The sequence below is a fragment of the Ralstonia sp. R-29 genome (assembly GCF_049913345.1).
Lineage (GTDB): Bacteria > Pseudomonadota > Gammaproteobacteria > Burkholderiales > Burkholderiaceae > Ralstonia.
Genome location: NZ_CP184377.1, coordinates 3,284,676 through 3,299,872 on the forward strand (window position 1 = coordinate 3,284,676; position 15,197 = coordinate 3,299,872).

General features: G+C 65.9%; 19 protein-coding genes. 8 read left to right on the forward strand and 11 right to left on the reverse strand.

Annotated elements, in window-relative coordinates; all coding sequences use genetic code 11:
* Positions 1-4: 4 nt before the first annotated feature.
* Positions 5-352: a c-type cytochrome gene (locus ACN9M1_RS15475; protein WP_426395706.1), complete on the reverse strand. Its 348-nt coding sequence runs from the start codon at positions 350-352 to the stop codon at positions 5-7.
* On the opposite strand from ACN9M1_RS15475, the gene ACN9M1_RS15480 reads away from it, so the two are divergent.
* Entirely contained in the window at positions 351-686 is a 336-nt protein-coding gene (locus tag ACN9M1_RS15480) for a hypothetical protein (protein WP_426395708.1), read from the forward strand. The genes ACN9M1_RS15475 and ACN9M1_RS15480 overlap by 2 nt on opposite strands.
* Before the next feature lie 84 nt (positions 687-770).
* Here the strand turns inward: ACN9M1_RS15480 and ACN9M1_RS15485 are convergent, their stop codons facing one another.
* From ACN9M1_RS15485 to ACN9M1_RS15505, 5 genes are all read right to left on the reverse strand, one after another.
* Positions 771-1,658 (reverse strand): EamA family transporter, encoded by an 888-nt coding sequence (locus tag ACN9M1_RS15485; protein WP_426395710.1) that lies wholly within the window; start codon positions 1,656-1,658, stop codon positions 771-773.
* A 116-nt stretch (positions 1,659-1,774) separates the two neighbouring features.
* Positions 1,775-3,070, reverse strand: coding sequence for an FCSD flavin-binding domain-containing protein (locus ACN9M1_RS15490; RefSeq protein WP_426395712.1), 1,296 nt, complete (start codon positions 3,068-3,070; stop codon positions 1,775-1,777).
* Entirely contained in the window at positions 3,067-3,414 is a 348-nt protein-coding gene (locus tag ACN9M1_RS15495) for a c-type cytochrome (protein ID WP_426395714.1), read from the reverse strand. Before ACN9M1_RS15495 ends, ACN9M1_RS15490 begins: the two co-directional genes overlap by 4 nt.
* A 104-nt stretch (positions 3,415-3,518) precedes the next feature.
* Entirely contained in the window at positions 3,519-4,325 is an 807-nt protein-coding gene (locus tag ACN9M1_RS15500; RefSeq protein WP_426395716.1) for a BON domain-containing protein, read from the reverse strand.
* Between the two features lie 69 nt (positions 4,326-4,394).
* Positions 4,395-4,790, reverse strand: a complete 396-nt coding sequence (locus tag ACN9M1_RS15505) for a YraN family protein (protein ID WP_426395718.1) — start codon at positions 4,788-4,790, stop codon at positions 4,395-4,397.
* A gap of 35 nt (positions 4,791-4,825) precedes the next feature.
* Here ACN9M1_RS15505 and rsmI point away from each other — a divergent pair, with 35 nt between their 5' ends.
* Complete coding sequence (gene rsmI / locus ACN9M1_RS15510; RefSeq protein WP_426395720.1) at positions 4,826-5,728, forward strand: 16S rRNA (cytidine(1402)-2'-O)-methyltransferase; 903 nt, start codon at positions 4,826-4,828, stop codon at positions 5,726-5,728.
* Here rsmI and ACN9M1_RS15515 read toward each other — a convergent pair.
* Positions 5,725-6,447, reverse strand: coding sequence for a septal ring lytic transglycosylase RlpA family protein (locus ACN9M1_RS15515; protein ID WP_426395722.1), 723 nt, complete (start codon positions 6,445-6,447; stop codon positions 5,725-5,727). The genes rsmI and ACN9M1_RS15515 overlap by 4 nt on opposite strands.
* Positions 6,448-6,647: 200 nt before the next feature.
* Here ACN9M1_RS15515 and ACN9M1_RS15520 point away from each other — a divergent pair, with 200 nt between their 5' ends.
* The 3 genes from ACN9M1_RS15520 to ACN9M1_RS15530 all read left to right on the forward strand — a co-directional run bounded on the left by ACN9M1_RS15520 (position 6,648) and on the right by ACN9M1_RS15530 (position 8,610).
* Positions 6,648-7,304 (forward strand): MBL fold metallo-hydrolase, encoded by a 657-nt coding sequence (locus ACN9M1_RS15520; RefSeq protein WP_426395724.1) that lies wholly within the window; start codon positions 6,648-6,650, stop codon positions 7,302-7,304.
* Complete coding sequence (locus ACN9M1_RS15525) at positions 7,301-8,044, forward strand: exonuclease (RefSeq protein ID WP_426395726.1); 744 nt, start codon at positions 7,301-7,303, stop codon at positions 8,042-8,044. The genes ACN9M1_RS15520 and ACN9M1_RS15525 overlap by 4 nt, the downstream gene beginning before the upstream one ends.
* Positions 8,045-8,346: 302 nt before the next feature.
* Positions 8,347-8,610 (forward strand): hypothetical protein, encoded by a 264-nt coding sequence (locus tag ACN9M1_RS15530; RefSeq protein WP_426395728.1) that lies wholly within the window; start codon positions 8,347-8,349, stop codon positions 8,608-8,610.
* A 127-nt stretch (positions 8,611-8,737) separates the two neighbouring features.
* On the opposite strand, the gene arsC is transcribed toward ACN9M1_RS15530, so the two are convergent.
* The 4 genes from arsC to alc form a co-directional block, all read right to left on the reverse strand.
* Entirely contained in the window at positions 8,738-9,088 is a 351-nt protein-coding gene (arsC, locus tag ACN9M1_RS15535; protein WP_426395730.1) for an arsenate reductase (glutaredoxin), read from the reverse strand.
* Positions 9,089-9,249: 161 nt separating this feature from the next.
* Complete coding sequence (locus ACN9M1_RS15540; RefSeq protein ID WP_426395732.1) at positions 9,250-10,527, reverse strand: M20/M25/M40 family metallo-hydrolase; 1,278 nt, start codon at positions 10,525-10,527, stop codon at positions 9,250-9,252.
* Positions 10,528-10,621: 94 nt separating this feature from the next.
* The gene (locus tag ACN9M1_RS15545) at positions 10,622-11,161 is read right to left on the reverse strand and encodes an ureidoglycolate lyase (protein ID WP_426395734.1); all 540 of its coding nucleotides are present in this window, start codon (positions 11,159-11,161) and stop codon (positions 10,622-10,624) included.
* Positions 11,158-12,168 (reverse strand): allantoicase, encoded by a 1,011-nt coding sequence (gene alc, locus ACN9M1_RS15550; RefSeq protein WP_426395736.1) that lies wholly within the window; start codon positions 12,166-12,168, stop codon positions 11,158-11,160. Before alc ends, ACN9M1_RS15545 begins: the two co-directional genes overlap by 4 nt.
* Before the next feature lie 334 nt (positions 12,169-12,502).
* On the opposite strand from alc, the gene ACN9M1_RS15555 reads away from it, so the two are divergent.
* Genes ACN9M1_RS15555 through ACN9M1_RS15565 form a run of 3 tightly spaced genes read left to right on the forward strand, consistent with a single transcriptional unit; the run spans position 12,503 to position 15,167 of the window.
* Positions 12,503-13,843, forward strand: a complete 1,341-nt coding sequence (locus ACN9M1_RS15555) for a C4-dicarboxylate transporter DctA (RefSeq protein WP_426395738.1) — start codon at positions 12,503-12,505, stop codon at positions 13,841-13,843.
* A complete protein-coding gene (locus tag ACN9M1_RS15560; protein ID WP_426395740.1) occupies positions 13,836-14,576 on the forward strand; it encodes a GntR family transcriptional regulator in 741 nt (246 codons plus the stop codon). The genes ACN9M1_RS15555 and ACN9M1_RS15560 overlap by 8 nt, the downstream gene beginning before the upstream one ends.
* Before the next feature lie 6 nt (positions 14,577-14,582).
* On the forward strand, positions 14,583-15,167 hold the full coding sequence (locus ACN9M1_RS15565; protein ID WP_426395742.1) for an IMPACT family protein: 585 nt from the start codon (positions 14,583-14,585) through the stop codon (positions 15,165-15,167).
* The last annotated feature ends 30 nt before the right edge of the window (positions 15,168-15,197 follow it).

Genomic DNA, 15,197 nt, shown 5'->3' on the forward strand with positions numbered 1-15,197 from the left:
TCCCTCACTTGGCCGGGGCGCCCGCGAGCACCCAGTCGATCACGGTTTTCAGATCGGCATCGGCGATCTTCGGGTTGGCCGGCATCGGGATCTGGCCCCAGTTGCCCATGCCGCCTTCGCGCACTTTCTTGATGAGCTTGGCTTGCGCGCCGGCATCGCCCTTGTACTTGGCGGCGACATCCTGGTACGCCGGGCCGACGAGCTTGCGGTCGACGGCGTGACAGCCCATGCAGGCGTTCTGGTTGGCGAGGGATTGCGCGCGGGCGGCATCAACGGCGGCCTGTGCAGGCACGGCGGACAGCGCCAGGCCGGCCAGCACCGCGCCGGCGGCGAGCGTGGGGGCGAACTTCATGGGGTCTCCGGAAAAAGGGGCGGCCCGCATGTCGTTGCGGGCCGCTTGCGCCGATATTGTGCCCGAAGCGCTTCGGCTAGGCGCGCCTGTGCCGGTCAGCCAGTCACGTGCCAAGCAAAAAGCCCCGGCGTTGAGGCAAAAAGCATCAACGCCGAGGCTTGGACAGTCGTGGGTGCATAAAAAAGCGGCATCGCTGCTGAAAAAAGCAGCAGCGTTGAAGCCCGAGGGACTCATCAATGCGTCTTTGTGCTCCGACGTTGATGCTTTTTTCATCAACGATGCCCCTATTTGGGGCATACATGAACCCTGCGAGGGTCAACGTTGCGTGTTTTAGGTCCAACGCCGGAGGTTTTAGGTTCGACGGCGGACCTTTGAGGGACATCGCTGGACCTTTTAGGTCCAACGCTGGCGCTTTGACTCAGGCCATTGCCCGGCGCACCGCCAGCCGGCCGCCGAAGACGTTCAGCAGCAGGCCGGCCATCACCACGACGCCGCCCAGCCACTGCGCGGGTGCCAGCCGCTCGCCCAACAGCACGGCGGCCGACACCAGCCCCACCACGGGCACCAGCAGCGACAGCGGCGCCACCCGGCTGGCCGCATAGCGCGCCAGCAACTTGCTCCACAGGCTGTAGCCGAAGATGGTGGCGCCAAACGACAGGTAGACGATCGCCCCGATACTCGACGCGCTGATGTTCGCCAGGCTATGCGCGATCTGCTCCGGCCCCTCCAGCCAGAGCGACAGCAACGCAAACGGAATCGGCGGGATGACCGCGCCCCACACCACCAGGCTCACCACATTCACCGGCCCCACGCGTTTGGTGACGATGTTGCCGCTGGCCCACGAGAGTGCCGCGCACAGCGTCAGCAGGAAGCCGGCCGTGGTCATGCCCGTGGCCGAAGCATTGCCGGCCATGCCGATGACGCCCAGCCCGCAGGCCGCCACCGCCATGCCCGCCAGGTGGAACCAGCGGATCGGCTCGCGCAGCACGATGGCCGCGATCGCCAGCGTAAAGAACGCCTGCGACTGCAGCACCAGCGACGCCAGCCCCGCCGGCATGCCCACGTACATGGCCGAGAACAGGAACGCGAACTGCCCAAAGCTGATCGTGGCGCCGTAAGCCAGCAGCCACTTGAGCGGAATCTTCGGGCGCGGCACGAACAGCACCGCCGGGAACGCGACCAGCGCAAAGCGCAGCGCACCCAGCAGCATGGGTGGCACGCCATGCAGGCCCACCTTGATGACGACGAAGTTGACGCCCCACACCAGCACGACGGTCAGGGCCAGCAGCAGATCCTTGGGAGACATGATGATTGGCAAAGTCAGGCGGCCGCCCGCGCGGCCTTGTGATGCACTCTAGGCGCGTGCGGGCCGCACGACTTGCACAATCTTGCGCATTGTTCGTGCCGCGCAGGACCGTGTGCCTAGCCCAGCATGTCCGACCAGATCGCCCGGCTCCAGCCCTGTGCCAGCGCGCCCTCGGCCGCGGAAGGCGCATCGGAGAGCCCGCCGGCACCCGGCACGGTCACCATGGTGTGCTCGGCCGCGTCGTAGCGGTGGACGGTCGCTACATGCATCGCCTCGTCGGGCGTGGTGAAGCTGTAGCAGGTGTTGGCGTACAGCGGCGAGGCATCGGGCGCGTGGCCGGCAAGCATCGTCACCACGGCGGCGGCGGCCACCTTGCCGTGCTGGTTGGCCATGTGGCCGGATTTGGGCATCAGCGGCGCGGTCTGGATGGCATCGCCAATCACATGCACGCCGGGCGCCACCTTCGATTCGAATGACAGGAAATCCACCTCGCACCAGCGACCATTGGCCGTCGCCAACCCGGCCTGCACGGCAATGGCCCCGGCGCGCTGCGGCGGAATCAGGTTGACCACATCCGCCTGCACGTCGTCCTGCACGTCGAACTTGAGCACGCGGCCCGTGGCGTCGATATCGACGGCGTTGTATTGCGGGCGATATTCGATGTGCTGTGGATAACGTTCCGCCCACACGCGCTTGAACAGCGCGCCCTTGGAGGTCACGTCGTCATTCGCATCGAGGATCAGCACGCGTGAATCCGGCTTGGCGTGTTGCAGCCAGTGGGCGATCAGGCACGCGCGCTCGTACGGCGCGGGTGGGCAGCGGTACGGCGCCAGCGGAATGCTGATCGCCACCGTGCCGCCATTGGGCATGGCTTCAAGCCGATGGCGCAGCGCGAGCGTCTGTGCGCCGGCCTTCCAGGCGTGCGGCGCCTGCGCGGCGGTGGCCGCGTTGGAGAGACCGGGAATCGCCCCCGGCACAACATCAATGCCGGGCGAGAGGATCAGCCGGTCGTACTCCAGCGTGCCGCCGCCGGCCAGTCGCACCTGCTTGGCGTCGAGGTCGATGGCCGAGGCGCGGTCACGCACCCAGCGCACGCCGTGGCGTTCGACCAGCGCGTCATACGGCACGGTGATCGACGCCATATCACGGTCGCCCGACAGCACGAGATTCGACAGCGGGCACGAGACGAACGCCGCGTTGGGCTCGACCAGCGTCACGTCGACACGGCCGCCGGAAAACACCCGCACGTATTTCGCCGCCGTTGCGCCTCCATAACCACCGCCGACCACCACCACACGCGCATTGCGCACGCCGGAGAGCGATGCGCATGCGGCCAGCGGGCCCACCAGCGCGGTGGCGCCCAGCGCGCGCAGCATCGCGCGCCGATTCGTGTGCAGTTGCGATTCGCTCATGGCGCCTCCTGCGGTTGGCGCGACAGCCAGCCGGCAATGGCGGCGATCTGCGCGTCGTCGTAACCGCGTGCGATCTGCCCCATCACCGTGGAGGGGCGCGTGCCGTTGCGGAAGGCTTGCAGCGTGTCGATCAGCTCCGCCTGGGAGCGGCCCGCGAGCGGGGGCAAGGTCTGCGCAGTGAGCTTGGTGCCGGGCGCCGTGTCTGCGTGGTGGCAGCTCGCGCAGGATGCGGCCCAGGTGCGCGCTTGCGCGTTGGACGGGGGTGCCTCGGCGGCATGCGCCACATGGGCGATGGAGAACGCCGCAAGCCAGGCGGCGGCAATCAAACGATGGACGACGGGCATTGGGGGGCTGCGAAGTCGTGAGAGCGGCATACGCTACCACGCCCGCGCGGCCAACAAAAAACGCAGCGCGGTGGCTGCGTTCTTTGCGTCGTTGTGCCGCTGACTCAGGGCAGTTGCTTGCCCGGCGGTAGCGCCGGCGAGGTCGTCGGCGACACCGTTACGCCTGGCGACGCCGAGGTCACGGGGGCGGGTGCCTGCGTGGCTGTCGGCGTACCTTGTACCGGCGCCGGCGTACCTTGCGATGCATCGGTCGCCGTCGAGGGGTTGGTCGACGTGGCGTTGGTGTCCAGGCGTTTGCGTTCGTCTTCGCTCACGTAGTCGAACACCTTCACCACCTTGTTCACGCCGCCCACGGTACGCACCGCTTCGGTGGCCTTGTTGCCTTCGGCCTCGGTCACCACGCCCATCAGGAAGACGGTCTGCGCTTCGGTCGTCACCTTGATGGAGTTCCAGGGCACGCCCTCCGTGCCGGCCAGCACGCTCTTCACCTTGGTGGTGATGTAGGTGTCGTTGGTGCGCGAGCCGAAGGTGCTCGACATCGGCGTCACCACGATCTCGTTGACGACCTCACGCGCGTTCTGCAGTTTCTGCGCGTACTGGCCGATCTCCTGCTTGGTCTGCTCGGTGCCGGCTTCGCCGGTCAGCAGCACCTTGCGGTTGTAGACCGTCACGTTGACGTGCGCGCGACCGTCGTAGCGCGAGATCAGCGTGTTTTCGGCTTCCATCTGCAAGCCGCGGTCGATGGTCTGCGTGGCGGTCGGGCGGCGGTCGGTGGCCAGTGCCACGCCGCCGGCCACGGCGCCGGCAAACAGCGGGAAGCACGCGGTCAACTGCGTGGCGGTGATGCTAGCCAGGGCGGCCAGCACAACGGTGCGCTTGATACGGGCAGACGTGGGGGACGAGAGTTTCATGCTGTCCTTCAATGAAGTCCGGAAGAGAGAAGAGCGAAGAGCGAGGTTCATGCCGCGCTCATGCCAAGTTCATGCTTCGACACCGAAGGCATCGCGCATCCATTCGATGCGGTTGCCGTCGATGGCGATGACGTCAAAACGGCAGGCAGGCACATCGTCGGCCTGCCGTGCAAGAAAATCTTCGGCCGCGGCAATCAGGCGGCGCTGCTTGGCGGGCGTGACACTGGCGGCGGCACCACCGAAGCGTTGCGTGGAGCGCGCCACGCGGGCACGCACCTCAATGAACACCAGCACGCCGGCGGTGTCGCGCATTACCAGATCGATCTCGCCGCCCTTGCAGCGATAATTGCGGCTGACCAGACCCAACCCCCGTGCCTGCAGATACCGCAGCGCGCGGTCTTCACCGGCCTCGCCAGTGGCGGCGGCGGTGGTGGGCTGGGGAGGTACGGGCTGCGGCGCGTGCATTGGCGGTTTGAACCGACTGACTAAGAGAAGTTCTCGTGAGTGATCCTGACTGGACCCTGCTGGCGCACGACCAGCACTATCCCGCCGGCGCATTATATGTGGTGGCCACCCCCATCGGGAACGCCGCCGACGTGTCCCTGCGCGCGCGCCATGTGCTCGGCCTGGTCGATGCGGTGGCCTGCGAAGACACGCGCAACACCGGGCAGTTGCTCAATCGCCTGGGCCTGTCTCGGCCGATGCTGGCCGCGCACGAACACAACGAGCGCGAAGCTGCCGAGCGCATCGTCGCGCGTCTGGCGCAGGGCGAGCGTATCGCCTATGTGTCTGATGCGGGCACGCCGGGCGTGTCGGACCCGGGCGCGCGCATTGTCGAGGCCGTGCGTGCGGCGGGCCATCGCGTGATCCCGCTGCCGGGGGCGAGCGCGGTGGTGACGGCGCTCTCCGCTGCCGGCGAGCTGCTCGCGACGTCCGATGGGCAATTCACCTTTGTCGGCTTTCTGCCCCCCAAGGCGGGCGCGCGCGATACGGCCATCCGCCAGTGGGCCGCACATGGGCCGGCATGGGTGCTGTACGAAGCGCCGCATCGGATCGATGCCACGCTGGCGGCACTGGCCGAACACTTGCCCGCGCGGCGCATTCTGATCGGCCGCGAGCTGACCAAGCTGTTTGAGCAGATCGTCGTGTTGCCGGCCGCCGAGGCGCCTGCGTGGCTGGCTGCCGATGCAACGCACGCCAAGGGCGAGTTTGTGCTGGTGGTGGAAGGCGCGGGTGCACAGGATGCAGCGCCGACCGCTATGGCGGCTGACCAGGTGTTGCGCCTACTGCTGGCCGAGTTGCCCGCCAAGCGGGCGGCCAAGCTGGCCGGGGCCATTACGGGGGCACCCGTCGACGCGCTGTATCAAAGCGCGCTGGCGCTCAAGAACGAGGGGAAGGATTAGCGGCGGGCTTTGGCGCGGCGCTTGACGGCTTTTTTCTTGACCGGTGCCGGTTCGTCGGCGCCTACGTCGGCGTCGCCGTCATTGCTGGCGAGATCCGTTTGCGTGAGTTCCGGGCGCAGGGCATCGACCTCTGCGCGCGACAGTCGGCGGATCTCCACCTGCGTCGAGCCGCGCTTGACGAAGTCGAGCCGCTTGGCAGCGGCATACGACATATCGAGGATGCGCTTGCCGTGGTACGGGCCGCGATCCGTCACCTTGGCGACGACGACGCGGTCGTTGGACAGATTGCGCACCAGCACCCAGCTCTGCAGCGGCAGCGAGGGGTGCGCCACGGTGAAGGCGTTCATATCGAAGCGCTCGCCGCTGGCGGTGCGGCGGCCATGGAACCCACGGCCGTACCACGAGGCGACGCCGCGCTGCTCGAACGTGCCGAGATCGGCGCGCAGGCCGGGCTCGGTATTGGCGTCTTCCAGCTTCAGGCCGCTGGATTCCGGTACGCCGCGGAACGACAGCGTGCCCCAGGCATCGGGGTTGTCGCGCGGGTCCGCCAGCTTGGCGGTGGGCTTGTTGGCCTGCGGGCCAGTGTGCCCCGTCGTGGGCGGCTCGCCGGGGACGGCGGCACAGCCCGCCAGCACCAGCAGAGCGGTGCCGTGCGCCAGCCAGGCACGCAGCGTGCGGCCAGCCGGCAGGCGGGAGAACGGGTGGGTCAACTTTGGCATGGGCGCGAGTCTACCACGCAAGATTCCGCCGACTATTTACATTTCCTATTAAAACGACCGCATCATGCGGGCATCTGGCGTCATTTTTGTAATATTTTCTTTCTGGTGTAACGGCAAACGCCGCCAGCCCAATGCTGGCGCGGGCTTGGGCCGATACAATTGCCCATCCTCTCTTACGCGATACATGCGCGAAACATCACATGAAAGTCGTCGTCATTCCCGTTACGCCGTTTGAACAGAACTGCACACTGCTGATCGGCGACGATGGCGCGGCCGCCGTCACCGATCCGGGCGGCGATATCGATCGCATCCTGGCGGCTGCCGAGCAACACGGCGCGCGCATCGAAAAAATCCTCCTCACGCATGGCCATGTCGACCACTGCGCCGCCGCCGATGCGCTGCGCACGCAGCTCGGCGTGCCGATCGAGGGCCCGCAGAAGGATGAGGCGTTCTGGATCGACCAACTGCCCACGCAAAGTCAGCGCTTCGGTTTTCCGCCGGCCAAGGCGTTCGTGCCCGACCGTTGGCTGGAAGATGGCGACACCGTGGAGGCTGCCGGCCGTACGCTGCAGGTCTTTCACTGCCCTGGCCACACGCCCGGCCACGTCGTCTTCTTCAGCGCGGAAGACCGCGTGGCGATCGTCGGCGATGTGCTGTTTGCCGGCTCGATTGGCCGCACGGATTTCCCGCGTGGCAACCATGCGGACCTGATCCACGCGATCCGCACCAAGCTGTGGCCGCTCGGCGACGATGTCACGTTTGTGCCGGGGCACGGGCCCGTGTCGACCTTCGGCGATGAGCGCGCGACCAATCCGTACGTTGCCGATCGGCTGTTCGCCAACGAAGGCACATCATGAGCGACACCCCCAGCGATACGAGCGACAGCGACGACCCCTTCGCCGACACCGCACCTACCGCGCCCGCACCGGCAGACAAACCGCGCCGCAAACGCGGTAACCAGCCGCCGGACACACGGCCCGAAATCTACGTCAGCACCGACGTCGAAGCCGACGGCCCCATCCCGGGCCCGCATTCGATGCTGAGCTTTGCGAGCGCGGCGTATCTGGCGGACAAGACCCTCGTCGGCACCTTTGAAGCGAACCTGGAAACGCTGCCCGGCGCAGAGGGCCACCCCGTCCAGATGCAATGGTGGCAAACGCAGCCCGAAGCCTGGGCCGCGTGCCGCAGCAACCTCGAAGCCCCGGAAGTGGCCTTGCCGCGCTACGTGGAGTGGGTTGAGAGCCTGCCGGGCAAGCCGGTGTTCGTGGCATTTCCGGCGGGGTTCGATTTCACGTACATGTTCTGGTACATGATGCGGTTTGCCGGGCGCTCGCCGTTTGGCTGGGCGGCGCTCGACATCAAGACGCTGGCCTTTGCGCTGACGGGCTTGCCGTATCGACGCAACGTCAAGGCGGCCTTCCCTGCGCAATGGCACGACCCGCTGCCCCACACGCACATCGCCCTGGATGACGCGAAGGAGCAGGGCGCCCTCTTCTGCAACATGCTCGCCGAGTTGCATAAACGGGCAACTGAGCGCGAAGCGCAACAGGCCGCCGCGCGCGCCGCGCAAGTGTCCGACCAAACCGCTCAGGATTGAGCGCCGGATTGGACGTCTGGTGGGGCGTCGAAGGCATCACGCATTTCGCGAAGAGCCGCATACCGTTTGCGTCTTGCCCGCGTGATCCGCGCACCATGACGCAACGCAACTTGCGGCACTGCAAACCCGCGTCTACGCTGGGCTTGTGCGAGGCGACCAGACGACTGCGCCACCCGGCGCCGACAAGCAAAGCCACTCGCATACGCCATTTGCTTGCCGTATCGTTTTCGGGCCGCACGTACCCCCGACGCCGGTGCGTGCCGGCGTCGGCTATTCGCTAGCCAACGACGGGAGGTACCGCGATGCGCTTTTCCCGTGACGCGTTTGATACGCAACACTTGCGAGCGATGACGGAGCGCTTGCATTGGCATCGCAAATCGTCCGCGAAGGCCGTTCCGCTGAGCATGCGCGCGCAGTTGCATCGTCCGCACAGCAGCGAGAGCGACGAGGCGGAAGTGATGAAAGTCACCGTGGTGTCGACTGCGGTGGCGCTGGCAGTGGTGCTTGCCGCCCTGCTGGCAATCGGATTCGGGTCAGAAATGGCCCGATTGATGGGCCTGGAATAGACCAGTGCCCGTGCGCGTCTTGACGGACGCAGCCCCGGCCCTCGCGCAAGGCGACACGGCCAACCCTGAACGGCCTGTCCGATGGAAATCGGCAGGCCGTTCAACTTTTGGGGCGCGGGTGTTTGCGTTACTTCAGGAACGCGTCGAGCGCTTCGGGCGACCGGCCGATGGTGGCCTTGCCATCGCGCACGAGCACCGGGCGCTGCAGCAGCTTCGGGTGCTCGGCAATCGCCTTGAGCAGCGCGTCATCCGAGGCGGCGGCCAGGTTGAGTTGCGCGTATTCGTCTTCGTTTTCACGCACCAGACTGCGCAACGGGGTGTCGAGCTGCTTGGCGAGGGTCTTCAACTCGGCCAGCGTGGGCGGCGTCTTCAGGTACTCGATGACTTCGAGCGATTCGCCCTGCTTTGCCGCAAAGGCCTCAGCCTGTTCAAGCGCGGTGCGCGATTTGGAGCAGCGTGGGTTGTGATAGATCTGCATGGTCGAGATGGCTGACGGGTGCTTGGGGGTGCCATCTTAATGGGTTGGTGCGGTGGAGGATTTCGCCTCTCGCTAAGAGGGGATTCGTCGCAATGGCACTGCAACTGCAGACGCAAAAGGGCCGGCAACGCCAGCCCTTTCCCATGCATTGACGACGAGGTTCAAGCGCCGCCGAGCAACTCCGCCACGGCACAACCCACCACCACCGTGGCACCGCGCAGATCGTTCAGGCGCAGGTTCTCATCGGTGTTGTGGCCGCGCGCTTCCATCAACGTGCGCGGGCCGGCCCCGTACAGCACCGTGGGCACGCCCTTCGCCGTGTAATGGCGCGCATCGGTATACAGCGGCACGCCGTGCACGGGCACCTCGCCGCCAAACACGGCCAACGCGTTGCGACGCAGTGCGCCGATCAGCGTCTGCACACCTGGCAACTCGGCCAACGGCTCGGCCAGCAGAATGCGCTCGACCGACACGGCAATGCCCGGCCGTTCGGCGGCAGCGCGTTCGATCACGGCGCGCAGCTCGCCTTCGGCATCACGCCCCGCTTCTTCGGGAATCATCCGGCGGTCGATGCGGAAAGTCGCTAGATCAGGCACCACGTTGGTGTTGATGCCACCCTGGATCAAACCGACGTTCAACGTCGCATGGTCGATGCCCGGCACTGCCGATTTGCGCGTCGCCAGTTCTGCGCGATACGCATACACGGCCTGCAGGATATGCGTGGCCGCTTCAATCGCGTCGATGCCGGTGTGAGGCATCGCAGCGTGCCCCTGCTTACCGCGCACCGTCGCCTGCACGTGCAGACAACCGTTGTGCGCCGAGGTGATGCCGTACGCAAACCCCGCCGAGATGGCGTAATCCGGCTTGCTCAGGCCTTGATCCAGCAGCCACTTCGGGCCGATGTCGCCGCCGGTTTCCTCGTCGTACGTGAAGTGCAGTTCGACCGTGCCGTTGAGCTTGGCGCCGCGCTTTTCAGCGTCGATCAACGCGAGCAGCGCCCACGTGTACGTTGCGAAGTCCGACTTGGAGACCGCCACGCCACGGCCAAACATGGTGGGGCCGTGTTCGGTCTCGACGATCTCGCCGCCGTATGGGTCGTGCGTCCAGCCCAGGCCGGGCGGAACCACATCGCCGTGCGCATTCATGGCCACGGTCGGGCCGCCGCTGCCGAACGTGTGGCGCACGATCAGGTTGGTGGCGCTGATCATGCCGGCAGCACGCACCTGCGCTTCCGGTACGACGTGCGCCTCAACCGTCAGGCCCAGCGCTTCCAGCAGCGCCTTGGCACGTGCCGCATGCGGGGCGCAGTCGCCAGACGGGTTGTCCGACGGCACCTTCACCAGCTCGCGCAGAAACGCGATTTGCTGCGGATGCACGGCCGCGACAAACGCGCGGATGTCTGCGTCGATGCCGGCGGTGGTGAGTTGAGCCTGCGTCATGTCGATGTCTCCCGGGTTGTTGTTGGAAGGGGTTCGAAAGTGACTGAGCCCCCGTTGTGCGGGGGCCCAGGGTTGGCACCGATGAAGTGTCGGGTTACTTGGCGGCTTGCATGGCCTCGTCGGTCAACCACACCGATTCGGGCAAGTCCTGCTCATCGCAGTTATGGCCTTCGCCGCCACGGTCGACGACGATGAAATCGCTCACCTCGCCCAGCGCCAGCAGCGGGTGGTGCCACACGCCGCGCGCGTAGTTCACGCCCTGCCAGCCGCGCGAGACAAATGCGCGCAGCTTGGACGGATCCAACTCACCGGCAGGCGCCACCACCACGAGGTACGGCTTGTCGTTCAGCGGAATGAACGCCTGGCTGCCACGCGGGTGGCGCTCCAGCATCTTCACCTCGAACGGCAGCGCGCGCGGCTGGCCACGAAACAGGTTGATCAGCGCCCGCCCGCCCTCGCCCACATCCACGTTGGCGAGGTCATGAAAGCGCATGGTCGTGCCCTGGTTGATGGGGAACTGCTTCGCCCCCTCCAGCTCGATCACGTCGCCGAACGGCGCGAAGGCTTCACGCGTCAGTGGCTCGATGGTCAGCGCAATACGGGGGGAGGCAACCACTGCGGTGTCTTCACTCATTCAAGCACTCCCCACAGGCGCAGACGCGACACGCCACCGTCCGGGAACATGTTGAAGCGCACGTGCGTGACGAGGCCCAGATCAGCGATTTCGGCTTCGTAGTAGTGCTGCAGGTCCATCTGCAGCTTTTGCTCGGGCAGCAGCGTCTGCCAGAACATCGCCTGCGTCTTCAGCGAGCTGTCCGTGCCGCCCACCACGCGTGCGGCTTGGATGGACACGCGGTCGGCAAAGTTACCTTTGAAGTGCGCGGTGTCGACTTCGATCTTGCGGATGCGGCCCGGGTGCGCCAGCGCGATCACGCACCAGTCGTTGCCCGGCTCGCGGCGGCGGCGCGTTTCCCAGCCGTCGCCCATGTTCACGCCGCGACCCGGCATCAGCATGCGCGAGGCCGGCCCGAAGTGTTCGTTGTTGGCTTCGACCACGTAGGCGCCGTTTTCCATGGCGGCCAAGTCGAACAGCTTGCTGCGGTCCGCGCCCTTCCAGTCGACTTGCGGCTGGCCATATACACGCAAGCGCGCGATGCCGCCGTCCGGGAAGATGTTCACGCGCAGGTGCGTGAAGGCGCCCGGGTGGGTCACGGCGACGTAGGCGTGGCTGTTGCCTTGCAGCGTGGTCGACGGAACGATCTCGGTCCACTGCGTGGCATCGGTCGGCTCGCCGTCCGGCAGGTAGGCGGCTTCGATGGACGCGGCCGGCGGGAAGTTGCCGGTGAAGTGGCTGGTGTCGATGTCCACGCCCTTCACGACGCCCGGGCGGGCCAGCTTGACGATGCAGTGGTCATAACCGCCGTTGCGGCGACGGCGCGTTTCCCAGCCGTCCATCCACTTGCCATGGTCGTCGTACTTGCCCGGGATGAACACCGCCGGCTCGGGATTGAGCATGCGGTCTTTCGGTGCGAAGAATTCGTCGGTCGCGAACAAGGCTTCGGCGCCCAGGCGCGGGTCGGCCAGGTTCGGGTAACGGCGGGTGAATTCTGGGGCGTTCGGATCGAGCGTAGGCAGCGCCATGGGAAAACTCCTTGGTATTTGTCTCTGGATGTTATACGGCAGGCCCATCGAACAAAAACAGCGCGTCAGAACAGTCGAAACTGTGGCGATGGGAGCGCCGGGAAGTGCAGCGTAGAAGGCGGAAGCACAAGGCTTCGCGGGACTGCATGGACCGATCCTAGCACGTGAATTCAAGAATTGCATACAAAAAATGTATCGCCTATGATGCCGTCACCGCTCAACAATTCGCGACAACAATTTGGTGCGATGCAGCGAGCGTGACGGGGCTTTTCCGACAATCGCGACAGACGAACGAGGAGGCTCATGACATCTGAAATCCAAAGGAGGATTCACCATGCAACGCTTTACGCGCCCCTTGTTCGGGCAGGTTTTGATTGCCTTGGCGGTGGGCATCGCGCTGGGCATCTGGGCGCCTGAATTTGCGCAGAAACTGCAGCCGCTCGGCGACGGCTTTCTGAAGCTGATCAAGATGCTGATTGCGCCGATCGTGTTCTCGGTGGTGGTGGTGGGCATCTGCGGTGCCGGTGAGCTGAAGAAGGTCGGGCGCGTGGGCGGCAAGGCCGTCATCTACTTCGAGATCGTCACGACGATTGCGCTGGCGTTGGGCATTGCGCTGGCCTACCTGTTCGGGCCAGGCCACGGCATGAATGTGGACCCAAAATCGCTCGACCCGGCCGCCATGGCCTCGTACATGACGACGGCCAAGCAAGTGGAATCGACCGGCGTGGCCGCGTTCTTCCTCAAGCTGATTCCAGATACCTTCGTCAGCGGCTTTGTGAAGGGCGACATCCTGCAGGTGCTGCTGGTGTCGATCCTTTTTGGCTGCTCGCTGTCGCTGCTGGGTGAGCGCACCAAGCCGCTGGTCTCGTTCATCGACCAGCTCTCGCATGTGCTGTTCCGCATGATGGCCGTGATCATCCGCCTGGCGCCGCTGGGCGTGCTGGGTGCGGTGGCCTTTACCGTGGGCAAGTACGGCGCGGGTTCGCTCAAGCAGCTGGGCTTCCTGGTGCTGCTGTTCTATGCGGCGGTGGTGATCTTCGTGGTGGTGGTGCTGGGCGGCATCCTGAAGCTGGCGGGCTTCAACATCTTCAAACTGATCCGCTTCCTGCGCGCAGAGCTGCTGGTGGTGCTGGGTACGGCATCGTCCGATGCGGTGTTGCCGTCCATCATGAACAAGCTGGAGAAGATGGGCATCAAGCGCTCGGTGGTGGGCCTGGTGATCCCGACCGGCTACTCGTTCAACCTCGATGCCTTCTCGATCTACCTGACGCTGGCGGCCGTCTTCATCGCCCAGGCGACCAACACGCCGCTGGCGTTCCAGGATTTGCTGCTGATCCTGGGCGTGGCGCTGGTGACCTCCAAGGGTGCGCACGGCATTCCGGGTTCGGCCATCGTGATCCTGGCGGCCACGCTGTCGGTCATTCCGGCCATTCCGGCCATCGGGCTGGTGCTGGTGCTCTCCGTCGACTGGTTCATCGGCATTGCCCGCGCATTGGGCAACCTGATCGGCAACTGCGTCGCCACCGTGGTGATCGCGGCGTGGGAGAAGGACATCGATCGCGTGCGTGCCAACGCGGTGCTGGACGGCAAGATCGACATCACCGAAGAAGGCGAAGCGATTGCCCACGGCCAGGGTGTAGCCGCATCGGCCGCCCACACGCTGCCGCATGCCTGAGGCGGCCCTGCTGTCGGACGGCGGTAAAATTGGCGCCATGACCGAAACCACCGCCGCCGACATCTCCTCCGAAGGCATTGCCGACGACATCGCCCAGGCGATCGTCGCGCACCGTCTGCCGCCGGGCACCAAGCTGCGCGAAGAGGCGCTGGCGAAGGTGTACGGCGTCAGCCGCACCAAGATTCGCGCGGCGCTGCTGATGCTGGCCAAGGACAAGCTGATCCGCATGGAGCCGGATCGCGGTGCGTTCGTCGCCAAGCCCGACGAGACCGAGGCGCGCGAGGTGTTTGCCGTGCGCCGCGTGCTGGAGGTGGCGCTGGCGCGCGAGTTCATCGCCAAGGCCACGCCTGCCGACTATGCGCGGCTCGAAAAGCACTTGGCGGAAGAGCACAAGGTGGCCGCCAGTGGCAACGTCGCCGACGTACCGCGCCGCAATCGTCTGATGGCCGATTTTCACCTGCTGATGGCCGATGTGGTCGGCAACAGCGTGCTCAAGGAAATGCTGCGCGAGCTGTCTGCGCGTAGCTCGGTCATCACGATGCTGTATCAGTCCACGTATGACGCGGTGCGCTCCTCCGACGAGCACACCGCGTTTCTGGAAGCCGCCAAGCGCGGTGATGTGGAAGGCGCCATCGCGCTCATGGAAGAACACATGGCGCATACCGAGAGCTCGCTCAAGTTCGAATCGCCGGGTGGCCGTGCGACGGACCTCGTGGCCGCCCTCCTCGCCTGACCGCGCGTGCCGACTTACACGCTGCGTGCGCCAGTCTCTGTCGAGCTGGAAATCAAGAAAAGCCGTTTCATTGGATGGGCTGTACCGGTTGAGGACCGCGCCGCCGCCATGGAGGTCGTGGCGCGTCTGCGCGCCGAGCATCCTGCGGCCACGCACGTCTGCTGGGCGCTGCTGGCCGGCGGACAATCCGGGATGTCCGATGACGGCGAGCCCTCCGGCACCGCCGGTCGCCCGATTCTCGAAGTCCTGCGCCATCACGATCTGGACAGCACGCTGGGCGCCGTCGTGCGCTACTTCGGCGGTGTGAAGCTGGGCGCGGGCGGCCTCGTGCGCGCCTACACCGATGCCATTGCCAGCGCGCTCATGCAAGCCGAACGCGTGGAGCGCATCGCGCGCACCTCGCTCACGCTCGTGACCGACTATGCCGATGAGGCGCGCATCCGGCGGTGGATCGACGACCACGGCTATGCGCTGCTCGATGCGGCCTACGATGCGGGCGTCACGCTGACCGTGCGGTTGCCTGTGACGGACGAAGCCGAAGCACGGGTCACGCTGCGGGATTTGACGCAGGGGCGTGTGGTGATCGACTAGCTTGCGTGCAGCCTCACAAGCGGCGGCTGA

Coding starts and splice junctions, on each gene's coding strand:
- ACN9M1_RS15480 (WP_426395708.1), top strand. CDS start 351: ATGGGGTCTCCGGAAAAAGGGGCGGCCCGCATGTCGTTGCGGGCCGCT.
- ACN9M1_RS15475 (WP_426395706.1), bottom strand. CDS start 352: ATGAAGTTCGCCCCCACGCTCGCCGCCGGCGCGGTGCTGGCCGGCCTG.
- ACN9M1_RS15485 (WP_426395710.1), bottom strand. CDS start 1,658: ATGTCTCCCAAGGATCTGCTGCTGGCCCTGACCGTCGTGCTGGTGTGG.
- ACN9M1_RS15490 (WP_426395712.1), bottom strand. CDS start 3,070: ATGAGCGAATCGCAACTGCACACGAATCGGCGCGCGATGCTGCGCGCG.
- ACN9M1_RS15495 (WP_426395714.1), bottom strand. CDS start 3,414: ATGCCCGTCGTCCATCGTTTGATTGCCGCCGCCTGGCTTGCGGCGTTC.
- ACN9M1_RS15500 (WP_426395716.1), bottom strand. CDS start 4,325: ATGAAACTCTCGTCCCCCACGTCTGCCCGTATCAAGCGCACCGTTGTG.
- ACN9M1_RS15505 (WP_426395718.1), bottom strand. CDS start 4,790: ATGCACGCGCCGCAGCCCGTACCTCCCCAGCCCACCACCGCCGCCGCC.
- ACN9M1_RS15515 (WP_426395722.1), bottom strand. CDS start 6,447: ATGCCAAAGTTGACCCACCCGTTCTCCCGCCTGCCGGCTGGCCGCACG.
- ACN9M1_RS15520 (WP_426395724.1), top strand. CDS start 6,648: ATGAAAGTCGTCGTCATTCCCGTTACGCCGTTTGAACAGAACTGCACA.
- ACN9M1_RS15525 (WP_426395726.1), top strand. CDS start 7,301: ATGAGCGACACCCCCAGCGATACGAGCGACAGCGACGACCCCTTCGCC.
- ACN9M1_RS15530 (WP_426395728.1), top strand. CDS start 8,347: ATGCGCTTTTCCCGTGACGCGTTTGATACGCAACACTTGCGAGCGATG.
- arsC (WP_426395730.1), bottom strand. CDS start 9,088: ATGCAGATCTATCACAACCCACGCTGCTCCAAATCGCGCACCGCGCTT.
- ACN9M1_RS15540 (WP_426395732.1), bottom strand. CDS start 10,527: ATGACGCAGGCTCAACTCACCACCGCCGGCATCGACGCAGACATCCGC.
- ACN9M1_RS15545 (WP_426395734.1), bottom strand. CDS start 11,161: ATGAGTGAAGACACCGCAGTGGTTGCCTCCCCCCGTATTGCGCTGACC.
- alc (WP_426395736.1), bottom strand. CDS start 12,168: ATGGCGCTGCCTACGCTCGATCCGAACGCCCCAGAATTCACCCGCCGT.
- ACN9M1_RS15555 (WP_426395738.1), top strand. CDS start 12,503: ATGCAACGCTTTACGCGCCCCTTGTTCGGGCAGGTTTTGATTGCCTTG.
- ACN9M1_RS15560 (WP_426395740.1), top strand. CDS start 13,836: ATGCCTGAGGCGGCCCTGCTGTCGGACGGCGGTAAAATTGGCGCCATG.